Consider the following 13,377-nt stretch of genomic DNA (forward strand, 5'->3'; position numbering starts at 1 on the left):
GCAGGCCCGAGGTCATGGCCCTGCTCGACGGCGTCGCCGGGGCGGCGTACGTCGGGCGCGGGCTGGCGACCTGGCGGCGCCGGCCCGGGCTGATGCTGCTCGGCGCGGTGCCCGCGCTGCTGGTGCTGCTGGTGGTCCTGGCGGCGCTGGTCGCGCTCCTGGTCAACCTCGGCGACCTCGTCGCCTGGGCCACGCCGTTCGCCGACGGGTGGGCCGAGGCGCTGCGCGGGCTGCTGCGCCTGGGGCTCGGGCTGCTGGTGCTGGTCGGCTTCCTGGTGCTCACCTCGGTCACCTTCACCGCCGCCACGCTGACGGTCGGGGACCCCTTCTACGCCCGGATCTGGCGCGAGACCGAGGCCTGGCTCGGCGGACCGGTGCCGACCTCGGGGCTCTCGGCCTGGCGCTCGATCGCCGACTCCCTGGTGCTGGTCGCGCTCGGGCTGGCGACCGCCCTGGGCGTGCTGCTCGTGGGGCTGCTGCCGGTCGTCGGCGCGGTCGTCGGCGCCGTGGCCGGCCTCGCGGTCTCCGGCTGGCTGCTGGCCGGGGAGCTGCTGGCCCGCCCCCTGGAGGCCCGGGGCATGGACCGGGTGCAGCGCCGCGACCTGCTGCGCGGGCACCGGGCGCGGGTGCTGGGTTTCGGGATGGCCACCCAGGCGTGCTTCCTGGTGCCGCTCGGCGCGGTGGCGGTGATGCCCGCCGCCGTCGTCGGCGCCACCGTCCTGGCCCGCGACCTCCTCACCCGTCCCATATCTCCCGCTGACCCGGCGCAAACCTCGCGCTGACCCGGCGCAAACCTCGCGCTGACCCGGCGCAAACCTCGCGCTGACCCGTCGCAAACCTCCCGCTGACCCGTCGCAAATGTCGCGCTGACCCGGCCCGAAGTCGCACCGACCCGGCCTCAGCGCGCTCGATCGCGCCGGGGTGGTGGGAGTTCTGGAAGGATGTCGCCGTGCTCCCTTCCTCAGGTCGGACCGGGGCGTCCGGTCCGGACGTTCGCCGTGCCCTCATCGTCCACAGCGGCGGGGTGCACGTGCTGGCCGCGGCGCGCTCGCTGAGCGCAGCCGGCTGGGAGGTCGGGGTGGCCGCCTCGCACGGGCGGCCGACGTACTCGCGCGCGGTGCGCCACGACCACGAGGTGCCTCCCCCCGAGGCCGACCCCGACGCCTTCGTCGCCGCGCTGGCGCGGCTGGTGGCCGAGCACGGCTACGACGTCGTCTTCGGCGCCGACGACATCGAGGTGCTGCTGGTCTCGGCCCGCCGCGACGAGATCGGGTGCGTGGTGCCCTACGGCGAGCACGCCGACGTCGTGGCCGCGGTCGACAAGCTGGCCCTGGTCGAGGCGGCCCAGCGCGTCGGGCTCTCGGCGCCGCGCACCGTGACCGCGACCGCCGAGGCGCTGGAGACGGTCGACGGCCCGGTCGTGGTCAAGGCCCGGCTGCACTGGGACCCCACCGCCGGTGGCAGCGCGCGCCACCTGATGGCCCGGGTGTGCGTCGGTCGTGAGGAGGCGCAGCAGGTGGCGCGGCTGATGAGCGCCGCCGGCGGCGAGCCGCTGCTCCAGGAGGTCGTCGACGGTCGGCTCTCGGCGCTGAGCGTCGTCGTCGACCGACAGGGGCGCCTGCTCGGGGCGGTGCAGCAGTGGAGCCCGCGGCTCTCGGGGCGGCTCACCAGCTCGCGGGCCGTGACCGTCCCCGTCGACCCCGACCTGCTCGCCGGCGTACGACGGCTGCTCGCGGAGCTGGGCTGGTGGGGGTTGGCGAACCTGCAGTTCATGACGGCGCCCGGCGGGGAGCCCCAGCTCATCGACCTCAACGGCCGCTTCTACGGCAGCCTCGCGCTGGCCGTCGGCAGCGGTGTCGCCCTGCCCGACCTGTGGGCGCGGGCCGCGCTCGGCGACGACGTCACCCCGGCCGGGCCCGGCCGGGTGGGGGTGCGCTTCCAGTCGTTCTTCGAGGACCTGTCACGGGCGCGGGTCGAGCGCCGTGGGGGCCTGGCCCGCGACGTGCTGTCGACGCTGGCGCAGGCGCCGGGCTCGGTGCACCCGCACGCCCGGCTGCGCGACCCGGGGCCGGTGCTGGCGGTGCTCCGGAACAGGTGGCGCGATGGCTGACGGACCTGGTCGACGCGCCCGCCTGGTGCCGCTGCGCGACGTCGACACCGCGCTGCGCGACGCCTGGCACGACCTGGCCGGTCGAGCCGTCGAGCCCAACCCCTACGTCGAGCCCGGCCCGGTGCTCGCGGCCGCCCGGCACCTGCCCGCCGGCGCCGACGCCGAGCTGCTCGTGGTCGAGCGGGGCGGCACGCTCGAGCTGGCGCTGCCGGTGCTCCGCTCGCGCTCCTACCGTCGGGTCCCCGTGCCGACCTACCGGGCCTGGGGCCACGACGACTGCTTCCTCGAGACCCCGCTGCTCGACAGCCCCGACCCCGAGGCCACCTGGCGCAGCGCCCTCGCCCGGCTCGCCACCGGTGCGAGCGGCTGGCTGTCCTTCGAGCAGCTGCCCGGCGACGGCCCGGTGCGTACGGCGCTCGAGGGCGCCCTCGCCTCACGCGCGGCGCCGGTGGAGCTGGCCTGCACCGACCGGCCGGTGGTGCACCGCCGCGCCGAGCCGACGTACCTCGACGGGCGGTTGAGCTCGTCGCGCCGGCGCCGGCTCGGGCGCTGGGGACGGCGCCTCGAGCGCGAGCTCGGCGCCCCGGTCGGGCTGGAGGAGCGGTCCGCCGAGGACCCCGAGGCCGCCGTCGCGCGCTTCCTGGCCCTGGAGGCCGCCGGCTGGAAGGGCGAGTCGGGCACCGCGCTGGCCGCCGACCCGGCTCGCGGGGCCGCCTTCACCGAGACCTTCGTCGAGGCCGCGGCCCGCGGCAGGGCCCAGCTGTGGGAGCTGCGCGGCGGCGACACGGTCGTGGCGGCGCTGTGCGTGCTGGTCGGCGGTGACGGTGCCTTCCACGTCAAGACCGCCTTCGACGAGGCCTTCGCCTCGACCTCGCCCGGGCTGCAGCTCGAGGTCGCGGTGCTCGAGGCCTTCCACGACGACCCCGCGCTCGGGTGGATCGACTCGGGCTCGGTCGAGGACCCCGCCAGCCCCTCGACGATGCTCTACCCCGACCGCCGGCAGCTCGACACGCTGGTCGTGCCGCTGCGCGGTCGCGTGGCACTCGCCCCGGCGCTCGCGCTGCGCGCCACGATGCGGTGGCGCGACCGGCGCTCCGAGGCCGAGCACTGACATGGACCCGGCAGCGGTCGAGCTCGTGCTCGCGGGGATCACTCGCGACGTGGGGACGCACCTGCTGCTGTGGCGCGGCGAGGACCTGACCGGCAACGACCTCGACGTGGTCGTCCTGCCCGGCGGCGGTGCCCCGGTGGCCCGGGCGCTGCGCGCGGCCGGCCTGGTCCCGGCGCCCCAGGACCCCGGCCGGGTGCTGTGGCGCCGACTGCCCGACCTCGACGTGGTCGTGGACGTGCTGGCCGACCACGCGTGGCCGGCGATGTACCCGCCGCTGCCCGACGTACGACGACGCGCGGCGCCGGGGACGCTGGGCCTGCTCGTGGCGGCCCCGGTCGACCGGGTGCTGGTGCACGCTGCGGAGGCGGTGGCGGGACGCCCGTGGTCGCGCTGCGCGACCCGGGTGCGCTCGGTGCTCGAGGCCTCCGGGGAGGCGGCCGAGGTCCTGGCCGCCGCGCGGGCGGTCGACCCGGCCCTGGGCCGGATCGCGGGGCTGGCGTGGTCGGGTGACCCGGCGACGGCGGAGCACCTGGGCGCCCAGGAGGTGGCCCGGGCGCTGGCCGGCTCGGCGCGCGCCCGCCGCGCCGCCCGCACCCGGCTGGTCGGTGAGCCCGTCACGAGGCCCGCGACGCCCCCGGTCGCGCGTCCGCGGATGATCGCCCTCAGCGGCATGGACGGCGCCGGCAAGTCCACGGCGTCGCTGGCCCTGCTCGACCACTTCGAGCGGCTCGACGAGGCCGCCCTGGTCCACTGGACGCGGGTGGGGGCCGACCTCGGGCTGCTCGTGCACGTCGGCCGGGTCGCGCGGCGGCTGCTGCGCCGCGACCGCTGGGTGTCGGTGGCCGTCGAGGACCCGCAGGGCGGGAGCGCCGAGGCGCCGAGCGGGCAGGCGAGCGGGGCTGCGGGAGCGGCCGTCGAGCGCCGCGGCGGGCTCCTCGACGGGGTGTGGGTGCTGGCGGTCGCGCTGTCCAGCGTGCGCGCGGCCCGGCACGCGGGCCACCTGCGGCGCTCGGGCGTGCACGTGGTCTGCGACCGGTGGCTGCTCGACGCGCTCGTCGACCTGCGCCTGCGCTACGGCCGCCACCGGGTGGCCGAGTGGCTGCTGCGCCGCGGCTTCCCCCGCCCCGACGTGGCGGTGCTGCTGCGCGTCGAGGCCCGGGCGGCCGCCGTACGCAAGCCGGGCGACCAGCCGCTCGTGGTGCTGGAGGCCATGGCCCGCCTCTACGACGAGCTCACGCCGCGTGCCGGCGTGGTGGTCGTCGACGCCGCCCGTGCCGACACCGACGTGCTCGCCGAGGTGCTCCGCGCCGGGTCGGCGTGAGATCTGCGCCGGGTCAGCGCGAAGTATGCGCCGGGTCAGCGTGAAGTCTGCGCCGGGTCAGCGTGAAGTATGCGCCGGGTCGGGGTGGCTGCGCCCGCTCTCGGTGTACGCCGCCGCGCCGGGCGAGCCCGCCGCGCTGGCCAGCGCCGCCTCGATGCGGCGTGCGGTGAACTCGGCGGCGTGCTCGTGGACCTCGGCGAGGGTGCAGAACCGGGCGCTGCGGATCTCGCGGACCTGCTCGACGATCTGCTCGGTGATCGAGGCGTCGTGCTCGCCGCCGTCGAAGACCAGGCAGATGGCGTCGTCCCAGCCGCCCCAGGTGGGCAGCCAGTCGGTGAGCAGCAGGCGGCCGGCGGGGATCTCGAGGGCCAGCTCCTCGGTGACCTCGCGGGCCACCGCGACCTGGGGCGACTCGCCGACCTCGACGACGCCGCCGGGCAGGTCCCAGTCCTGCTTGTAGGTCAGCTGGCACATCAGCACCCGCCCGTCGTGGTCGCGCACCAGCATCTGGCTGATCGCGCGCTTGCGGGGCAGGAACGAGTTGAGCAGCGCGCGGAAGGCCCCGGGCTCGCTCAGCGGCGGGTCGGTGGCCAGCCGGGCCAGCACGACGTACCCCTCGGTGGTGCTCTCGCCGGGCACCACCCGCTCGACGCCCTCGCGGCGCAGGCCGGCGCGGGTGGCCACCCGCAGGGCGCCCTCGGCGTCGACGGGGATGCGCGACTCGACCCGGGAGACGCCCAGGCCGCCCTCGTGCTCGGCGGTCAGCGACCAGTCGACCAGCACCCGCAGCGCCCGGGTCGCGTAGCCGCGGCCCCGGTGGGCGTCGTCGAGGCCGCCCTCGAGCCACACCGTCGTGGCGTCCTTGCGGACCACCACCAGGCTGCCGACGCTCTCGTCGTCGACGACGACCGTGAAGGCCAGCGCCGCGTCCTTGTCGACGGCCATCGGGTGGTCGGTCGGCGCCGAGGGCCGCAGGGTGACCGTGCCGTCGGTGAGGGTGGGGTGCTCGTGGGTCACGCCGCCACCCTAGCCAGGCACCTCGCGCCGCAGCCGCGGGCGCTCAGGCGCGCGCCCGCAGCCACACGGTCGCCAGCGGCGGCACCGAGATCTCGGCGTGCGCCGGCTGCCCGTGGTGCTCGCCCTCGACCGCGGTGACGGCGCCGTAGTTGCCCACGCCCGAGCCGGTGTAGCCCTCGGCGTCGGTGTTGAGCACCTCGTCCCACTCACCGACCGACGGCAGCGCCAGCCGGTAGCCGTGGTGCGGCACGGCCGAGAAGTTCGAGACGCACACGAGGTCGGGCTCGCCCGGGGCCCGGCGCACGAACGAGAAGGTGTTGCGCCCGGCGTCGTTGCCGTCGAGCCACATGAAGCCCTCGGGGGAGTGGTCGCGCGCCCACAGCGCCGCCGTGTCGGCGTACGTGCGGTTGAGGTCGCGCACCAGGCTCTGCACGCCGCGGTGCTCGGGGTGCTCGAGCAGCCACCAGTCGAGCTCGCGGGCCTCGGCCCACTCCGACTCCTGGCCCATCTCGGTGCCCATGAAGAGCAGCTGCTTGCCGGGGTGGGCCCACATGTAGCCCAGGTAGGCGCGCAGGTTGGCCAGCTGCTGCCAGCGGTCGCCGGGCATCTTGCGCAGCATCGAGCCCTTGCCGTGCACGACCTCGTCGTGGCTGATCGGCAGCACGTAGTTCTCGGAGAAGGCGTAGACGAGCGAGAAGGTCATCTCGCCGTGGTGGTAGGCGCGGTGCACCGGGTCGTTGGCCATGTAGGCCAGCGAGTCGTTCATCCAGCCCATGTTCCACTTGAAGCCGAAGCCCAGGCCGTCGTGCTCGGTGGGGCGGGTCACGCCCGGCCACGAGGTCGACTCCTCGGCGATCGTCACCACGCCGGGCACCCGGCGGTAGACGGTCGCGTTCATCTCCTGCAGGAACTGCACGGCCTCGAGGTTCTCGCGCCCGCCGTGGATGTTGGGGCTCCACTCGCCCTCCTCGCGGGAGTAGTCGAGGTAGAGCATCGAGGCCACGCCGTCGACGCGCAGGCCGTCGGCGTGGAACTCCTCGCACCAGTAGACGGCGTTGGCGTAGAGGAAGTTGCGCACCTCGCGCCGCCCGAAGTTGAAGATGTGGCTGCCCCACTCCTTGTGCCAGCCGCGCTGGGGGTTGGGGTCCTCGTAGAGGGGGGTGCCGTCGAAGCGGGCCAGCGCCCACTCGTCGGTGGCGAAGTGGCCCGGCACCCAGTCGAGGATCACGCCGACGCCGGCCTGGTGCAGCCGGTCGACCAGCAGCCGGAAGCCGTCGGGGTCGCCGAAGCGGGCGTCGGGGGCGAAGTACGACGTGACGTGGTAGCCCCACGAGCCGCCGAAGGGGTGCTGCATCACCGGCATCATCTCGACGTGGGTGAAGCCGAGGTCGGAGACGTAGGCGACCAGGTCGTCGGCCATCTGCTCCCACGACCACATCGACTGGTCGTAGTTCTTCTTCCACGAGGCCAGGTGCACCTCGTAGACGCTCATCGGGGCCTCGACCGCGGCCTTCTCGGCGCGCGCGGTCATCCAGGCGTCGTCGCCCCAGGTGTAGGAGGACTCGAAGACGCGCGAGGCGGTGCTCGCGGGCTTCTCGGCCCAGGCCGCCATCGGGTCGGCCTTGTCGCGCCACTGGCCGTCGGGGCCCAGCACCGCGAACTTGTACGACGTACCGCTGCCGACGTCGGGCACGAACAGCTCCCAGACGCCCGAGGTGCCGAGCTGGCGCATCGGGTGCTCGCGGCCGTCCCAGGAGTTGAAGTCGGCCTTGACCCGCACGCCGCGCGCGGCGGGCGCCCAGACGGCGAAGGAGGTGCCGGTGACGCTGCCGCCGGGGGTGCCGGGGGCGTCGTAGTGGTGCACGTGCGCGCCGAGCACGGTCCACAGCTGCTCGTGGCGGCCCTCGTTGATCAGGTGCAGGTCCATCTCGCCCAGGGTGGGCAGGAACCGGTAGGGGTCGTCGGAGTCCCACGGCTCGCCCTCGTAGCTGACCGAGAGCGTGTACGCCGGCACCTCGGCGACCGGCAGCACCCCCACCCAGACGCCGTGGTGCTCGTGGTCGAGCGGGGTCTCGCCCCACTCGCCGCACACCGTGACCGAGGAGGCCAGCGGCCGCAGCACGCGCACCGTGACCGCACCCTCGTGGGGGTGCGGGCCGAGGACGGCGTGGGGGTGGCCGTGCTCGCCGCGCACGAGCTGGTCGAGCTCGTCGTGGCTGACGGGCTTGGCGGTGGTGCTCACGGGCTGCTGCGGGGTCATGGTGCTCCGATCTCGGCGACGGCCTGGAGCGGGATGTCCACCCAGGTCGGCCGGTTGCGGGTCTCGTAGACGGTCTCGTAGACGGCCTTGTCGGCGACGTAGGCGTCGAGCAGGGTCCGCTGCTGGTCGCTGATGTCGCCCTCGGCGTAGGCGTAGAGGAAGTGGTTCTTGCTGCGGTTGGCCCACTCGGCGGCCTTGGCGGCGCGCACCTCCGAGCCCTCGGGGTCGTCCTCGGCCCAGGTGCGCTCGACCACGCGCGGGGCGTAGTCGAAGGAGCGCAGCATCCCGGCGACGTCGCGCCAGGGGGAGTCGGGCAGCAGCCGCTCGTGCAGCGGCTTGGCCGGCTCGCCCTCGAAGTCGACGATCTTCCAGCCCAGCGCGGTGCGCAGGGTCTGGCCCAGGTGCAGGTCGCCGTGCACCCGGTGCACCGGGACCTCGCCCAGGTCGCCGACCCGGGCGAAGAGCGCCTCCAGCCCGGCGCGGTGCTGCTCGAGTCCGGGGGCCGCGGCCAGCGCCGGCGGCAGCCGGCCGGCCATGGTCGCCGCCACGTCGGCGCCGGGCACCGTCGAGGTCGGGAAGTGCTCGGCCATCAGGGCGTGCACCTCGCGCAGCGTGCGGCCCAGCCGGGTGGCCTCGCCGGCGAAGTCGCCGCCGGCCTCGGAGGCGTGCAGCTCGGGCTGGCGGAAGAGGTCGCGCACGCTCGAGAGCGCCAGGTCCCAGCCGTCGGAGGCGGTGCGCAGGAACTGCTGGAGCATCGCCAGCTGCATCACCCCGCCCGAGCCGGGGTCGTCGGTGTGGTCGTCGCCGCCGCGCTGCTCGGGGTCGACCCAGTCGAGCCAGCCGTAGAGGGCGGCGACGTCGGGGGAGCCGACCCGGCTCAGCACCTCGTGCACCTGCACGTCGGGGTTGACCCCCGGCGTGACCTTGCGGAAGACCTTCATCAGCGCGTCCTCGCCGAAGGCCACCGAGGAGTTCGACTGCTCACCGGAGAAGAGCGTCGAGTGGGTCTCGAGGTCGAGGTCGTGGCCGGGCAGCCGGTGGAAGGCCAACGAGCTGTCGTCGTCGACCAGGTTGCCGCCGGGCTCGGTCGCGGCCCGGTCGAAGGAGCGCAGCCAGCAGGCCATCGCCTCGCGGTCGTGCAGGGCGTCGTAGCCGTGCAGCCGGCCGCGCGCGGGGTCCTCCCAGGTGGCGATGTGGGCGTGCTCGAGCCGCTCCTGCGCCTCGCCGTACAGGGCGATCGGCACCTGGTAGTGCTCCACCTTGTCGGGGGCCTCGGGCCCCACGTCGTCGTAGGTCACCTCGGCCAGGCACAGCAGGACCAGCGGCCCGCCCGGCACCGCCCCGGGCACCGTGCCCACGCGGCGTACGCCGGTGACGGCCAGCGGGCGGCCCTTGCCGCCGAACCAGCGGGTGCGGGCCAGGTACTCGACGAAGACCTGCGGGTCGGGGGCGGCGGGCAGGCCGTCGCCGCTCGTGGGGGTGCTCGTCTGGTCGCTCACAGCAGCTGACCCTCCTCGTGGTGCTCCGGCGTGGTGAGCCGGAACCAGTAGAAGCCGTAGCCGGCGAGCGTGAGCAGGTAGGGCAGCTCGCCGATCTCGGGGAACGGCACGCCGCCGATGATCTCGATCGGGCGGCGGCCCTCGAAGCGGCGCAGGTCGAGCTCGACCGGCTGGGGGAAGCGCGAGAGGTTGTTGACGCAGAGGATCACGTCCTCGTGGCCGTCCTCGTCGGTGTGCTCGCGCACGTAGGACAGCACGGTGGAGTTCGAGCCGCCGAGGTCGTGGAACTCGCCGAGGCCGAACGCCGGGTGGTGGCGGCGGGCCTGGAGCATCCGGCGGGTCCAGTGCAGCAGCGAGGAGGGGTTCTCCATCTGCGCCTCGACGTTGACCGACTCGTAGCCGTAGATGGCGTCCTGGACCACCGGCAGGTCCAGGCGGCCGGGGTTGGCCGAGGAGAAGCCGGCGTTGCGGTCGGAGGTCCACTGCATCGGGGTGCGCACGCCGTCGCGGTCGCCGAGCCAGATGTTGTCGCCCATCCCGATCTCGTCGCCGTAGTAGAGGACGGGGGAGCCGGGCAGGCTCAGCAGCAGCGCGTTGAACAGCTCGATCTGGTTGGTGTCGTTGTCGAGCAGCGGGGCCAGGCGCCGGCGGATGCCGATGTTGGCCTTCATCCGCGGGTCCTTGGCGTACTCCGACCACATGTAGTCGCGGTCCTCGTCGGTGACCATCTCGAGGGTCAGCTCGTCGTGGTTGCGCAGGAAGATGCCCCACTGGCAGTTGTGCGGGATCGCGGGGGTCTGCTCGAGGATCTCCGAGATCGGGTAGCGCGACTCCCGGCGCACCGCCATGAAGATGCGCGGCATCACCGGGAAGTGGAAGGCCATGTGGCACTCGTCGCCGCCGGACTCGAAGTCGCCGAAGTACTCCACGACGTCCTGGGGCCACTGGTTGGCCTCGCACAGCAGCACCCGGCCGGGGTACTCCTCGTCGACGATGCGGCGCACCTTCTTGAGGAACTCGTGGGTCTCGGGCAGGTTCTCCCCGTCGGTGCCGGGGCGCTCGTAGAGGTAGGGCACCGCGTCGAGGCGGAACCCGTCCAGGCCCATGTCGAGCCAGACCTTCATCGCCTCGATCATCGCGTCGTGCACGGCGGGGTTGTCGAAGTTCAGGTCGGGCTGGTGGTGGAAGAACCGGTGCCAGTAGTACTGCTGGCGCACCGGGTCCCAGGTCCAGTTCGACGGCTCGGTGTCGACGAAGATGATCCGCGCGTCCTGGTAGAGCTCGTCGGTGTCGGACCAGACGTAGAAGTCGCCGTACGGCCCGTCGGGGTCCGAGCGGCTGGCCTGGAACCACGGGTGCTGGTCGCTGGTGTGGTTCATGACGAAGTCGATGATCACGCGGATGCCGCGCTCGTGGGCGGCGTCGAGGAAGTAGTGGAAGTCCTCCATCGTGCCGATCGCCGGGAGCACCCCGGTGTAGTCGGCCACGTCGTACCCGCCGTCGCGCAGCGGGCTGGGGAAGAACGGCGGCACCCACAGGCAGTCGACGCCGAGCCACTCCAGGTAGTCGAGCTTCTCCACCAGGCCGCGGAAGTCGCCGGTGCCGTCGCCGTTGGAGTCGCGGAAGGAGCGGACCAGGACCTCGTAGAAGACCGCCGACTTGAACCAGTCGGGCGTCGCGTGCGCGGCGTGGCCGACGTCGACACCGGAGTCGGTGTGGCCGTCGACGACCGGGTCGTCGCCCAGCGGCGGCCCGTCGGCGTGGGTGACCTGCGCCCCGTGGTCCTGCGAGGTGGGGTGGGGGTCGTTCACGCGGTCCTCCTGACGCTCAGCACGTGAGCGGGTTCGTGGTGGGGGTCGAGGCGCACGTAGTTGTGCTGGCTCCAGCTCCAGGCCTCGCCGGTGATCTCGTCGTGGACGACGTAGGAGTCGCCCCAGTCCATGCCCAGGCTCGGCAGGTCGATGTGCACCGTGGTCTCGCGGGTGGCGTGCGGGTCGAGGTTGACCACCACGATCACGGTGTCGCTGGTGGGGTCGCCGGCCACGGCCTGCTTGCTGAACACCAGCACGTTCTCGTCGTCGCTGCCGTGGACGACCACGGTGCGCAGCAGCTGCAGCGCCCGGTGCTGGCGGCGCAGCTGGTTGAGCCGGGTCAGGTACGGCGCGAGGGTGCGGCCCTCGGCCTCGGCGCCCTCCCAGTCGCGGATGCGGATCTGGTACTTCTCCGAGTCCAGGTACTCCTCGCTGCCGGGCTTGACGGCCACGTGCTCGTACAGCTCGTAGCCGGCGTACACGCCCCAGGTCGGGGAGCCGGTGGCGGCCAGGACCGCGCGGATCTTGAACGCCGCCGGGCCGCCGTACTGCAGGAACGCGTGCAGGATGTCGGGGGTGTTGACGAAGAAGTTGGGCCGCATCAGGTGGTCGGTCTCGGTGGCGAGCTCGGTGAGGTACTCCTCGATCTCCCACTTCGCGGTGCGCCAGGTGAAGTAGGTGTAGCTCTGCTGGAAGCCCACCGCGCCGAGCCCGCGCATCATCGCCGGGCGGGTGAAGGCCTCGGCCAGGAAGATCACGTCGGGGTCGGTGCGGCGCACCTCCTCCAGCAGCCACTCCCAGAAGGCCACCGGCTTGGTGTGCGGGTTGTCGACGCGGAAGATCCGCACGCCGTGCGACATCCACAGCTTCACGATCCGCAGCACCTCGCGGCGGATGCCCTCCGGGTCGTTGTCGAAGTTGACCGGGTAGATGTCCTGGTACTTCTTCGGCGGGTTCTCGGCGTAGGCGATGGAGCCGTCGGCGCGGGTGGTGAAGAACTCGGGGTGCTCGGTGACCCACGGGTGGTCGGGCGCGGCCTGGAGCGCGAGGTCGAGCGCGACCTCGAGGCCGAGCCCACGAGCCCGCGCCACGAAGGCGTCGAAGTCGTCGAAGTCGCCCAGGTCGGGGTGGATCGCGTCGTGCCCGCCGTCCTTCGACCCGATCGCCCACGGCGAGCCGGTGTCGTCGGGGCCCGGGGTCAGGGTGTTGTTGGGGCCCTTGCGGTTGACCTCGCCGATCGGGTGGATCGGCGGCAGGTAGATGACGTCGAAGCCCATCTCGGCGACCGCGTCGAGCCGCTTCGCCGCGGTGCGCAGCGTGCCGCTGGTGACCTTGCCGGTCTTCTCGTCGCGGGTGGCGCCCTCGGAGCGCGGGAAGAACTCGTACCAGGAGCCGAAGAGCGCGCGCTCGCGGTCGGCGTACGCCGGGAAGGGGCCCTCGACGCTGATCAGCTCGCGGATGGGGTGCTCCTCGAGCACCGCCAGCAGGGCGGGGTCCTGGAGCGCGGCGAGCCGGGCCTCGGCGGGCCGCGAGGTGTCCTGGGCGGCTGCGACCGCGGCGCCCAGCACCTCGCGGGCGGGGTCGACCCTCGGCAGTTCGGCCAGCACCTTCTCGAGCAGCAGGCGGCCCTCGGTGAACATCAGCTCCACGTCGACGCCGGCAGGGATCTTGAGGCCCGCCGCGTGCTGCCAGGTGGCCAGCGGGTCCGACCAGGCCTGCACCTCGAAGGTCCAGGCGCCCTCCGCGTCGGGGGTCACCCAGGCGAGGTAGCGGTCGGGCGGATCGGCCAGCTTGCGCATCCGCACCGGTGCGGCGCGGCGCCCGTCGGGCCCGGTCAGCACCACCTCCGCCGACAGCTTGTCGTGCCCCTCGCGGAACACGGTGGCGGCGACGGGAAAGGGTTCACCGACGGTCGCCTTCGCCGGCTGTCGACCGAGGTCGACCAGCGGCGTGACGTCCATGACAGGGATGCGTCCGACCATGCCTCCACCCTTCCGGCCCACGCCCCCACCTGCAAGCCGCCACCAGGGTGAGAGACCCACGACCCACGCATCCAGCAGTGACGAGCACCACCCGGCAGCACCCCCGAGCCCCGGCAGTGCCACCGTTGGTCGAGCAGTGAGGAGCGCCGGCGACGAACGTCGCCGAGACCCGGTCACGTGCCCGCGGGCCGTACCGATGTCGTTGGTCGAGCAGTGAGGAGCGCCAGCGACGAACGTCGTCGAGACCCGGTGAGTGGCGCACCCGC

At 73.7% G+C, this 13,377-nt stretch carries 9 protein-coding genes; 4 read left to right on the plus strand and 5 right to left on the minus strand.

What is annotated here, in order from left to right:
- Positions 1–14 precede the first annotated feature (14 nt).
- From OCU29_RS12550 to OCU29_RS12565, 4 genes are all read left to right on the plus strand, one after another.
- Complete coding sequence (locus OCU29_RS12550; RefSeq protein ID WP_261820188.1) at positions 15–782, plus strand: EI24 domain-containing protein; 768 nt, start codon at positions 15–17, stop codon at positions 780–782.
- 167 nt (positions 783–949) lie between these two features.
- Positions 950–2,110 (plus strand): ATP-grasp domain-containing protein, encoded by a 1,161-nt coding sequence (locus OCU29_RS12555; protein WP_261820189.1) that lies wholly within the window; start codon positions 950–952, stop codon positions 2,108–2,110.
- Positions 2,103–3,221 (plus strand): GNAT family N-acetyltransferase, encoded by a 1,119-nt coding sequence (locus OCU29_RS12560; RefSeq protein ID WP_261820190.1) that lies wholly within the window; start codon positions 2,103–2,105, stop codon positions 3,219–3,221. The genes OCU29_RS12555 and OCU29_RS12560 overlap by 8 nt, the downstream gene beginning before the upstream one ends.
- 1 nt (position 3,222) lies before the next feature.
- Complete coding sequence (locus tag OCU29_RS12565) at positions 3,223–4,542, plus strand: hypothetical protein (protein WP_261820191.1); 1,320 nt, start codon at positions 3,223–3,225, stop codon at positions 4,540–4,542.
- A 57-nt stretch (positions 4,543–4,599) separates the two neighbouring features.
- Here the strand turns inward: OCU29_RS12565 and OCU29_RS12570 are convergent, their stop codons facing one another.
- The 5 genes from OCU29_RS12570 to OCU29_RS12590 all read right to left on the minus strand — a co-directional run bounded on the left by OCU29_RS12570 (position 4,600) and on the right by OCU29_RS12590 (position 13,111).
- Positions 4,600–5,559: an NUDIX hydrolase gene (locus OCU29_RS12570; protein WP_261820192.1), complete on the minus strand. Its 960-nt coding sequence runs from the start codon at positions 5,557–5,559 to the stop codon at positions 4,600–4,602.
- 43 nt (positions 5,560–5,602) lie between these two features.
- Complete coding sequence (gene glgB, locus OCU29_RS12575) at positions 5,603–7,486, minus strand: 1,4-alpha-glucan branching protein GlgB (RefSeq protein ID WP_370463672.1); 1,884 nt, start codon at positions 7,484–7,486, stop codon at positions 5,603–5,605.
- Between the two features lie 329 nt (positions 7,487–7,815).
- Complete coding sequence (locus tag OCU29_RS12580) at positions 7,816–9,318, minus strand: hypothetical protein (protein WP_261820194.1); 1,503 nt, start codon at positions 9,316–9,318, stop codon at positions 7,816–7,818.
- Complete coding sequence (gene treS, locus OCU29_RS12585) at positions 9,315–11,063, minus strand: maltose alpha-D-glucosyltransferase (protein ID WP_179617588.1); 1,749 nt, start codon at positions 11,061–11,063, stop codon at positions 9,315–9,317. Before treS ends, OCU29_RS12580 begins: the two co-directional genes overlap by 4 nt.
- A 62-nt stretch (positions 11,064–11,125) precedes the next feature.
- A complete protein-coding gene (locus OCU29_RS12590; protein ID WP_261820195.1) occupies positions 11,126–13,111 on the minus strand; it encodes an alpha-1,4-glucan--maltose-1-phosphate maltosyltransferase in 1,986 nt (661 codons plus the stop codon).
- Positions 13,112–13,377: the final 266 nt, after the last annotated feature.

The organism is Nocardioides sp. OK12, assembly GCF_024341885.1.
GTDB classification, from domain to species: Bacteria; Actinomycetota; Actinomycetes; order Propionibacteriales; family Nocardioidaceae; genus Nocardioides; species Nocardioides marinisabuli.

Bases quoted from the DNA above. Each gene is read 5' to 3' on its own strand.
- OCU29_RS12550 (WP_261820188.1), top strand. From the start codon at position 15: ATGGCCCTGCTCGACGGCGTCGCCGGGGCGGCGTACGTCGGGCGCGGG.
- OCU29_RS12560 (WP_261820190.1), top strand. From the start codon at position 2,103: ATGGCTGACGGACCTGGTCGACGCGCCCGCCTGGTGCCGCTGCGCGAC.
- OCU29_RS12565 (WP_261820191.1), top strand. From the start codon at position 3,223: ATGGACCCGGCAGCGGTCGAGCTCGTGCTCGCGGGGATCACTCGCGAC.
- glgB (WP_370463672.1), bottom strand. From the start codon at position 7,486: ATGGACCTGCACCTGATCAACGAGGGCCGCCACGAGCAGCTGTGGACC.
- OCU29_RS12590 (WP_261820195.1), bottom strand. From the start codon at position 13,111: ATGGTCGGACGCATCCCTGTCATGGACGTCACGCCGCTGGTCGACCTC.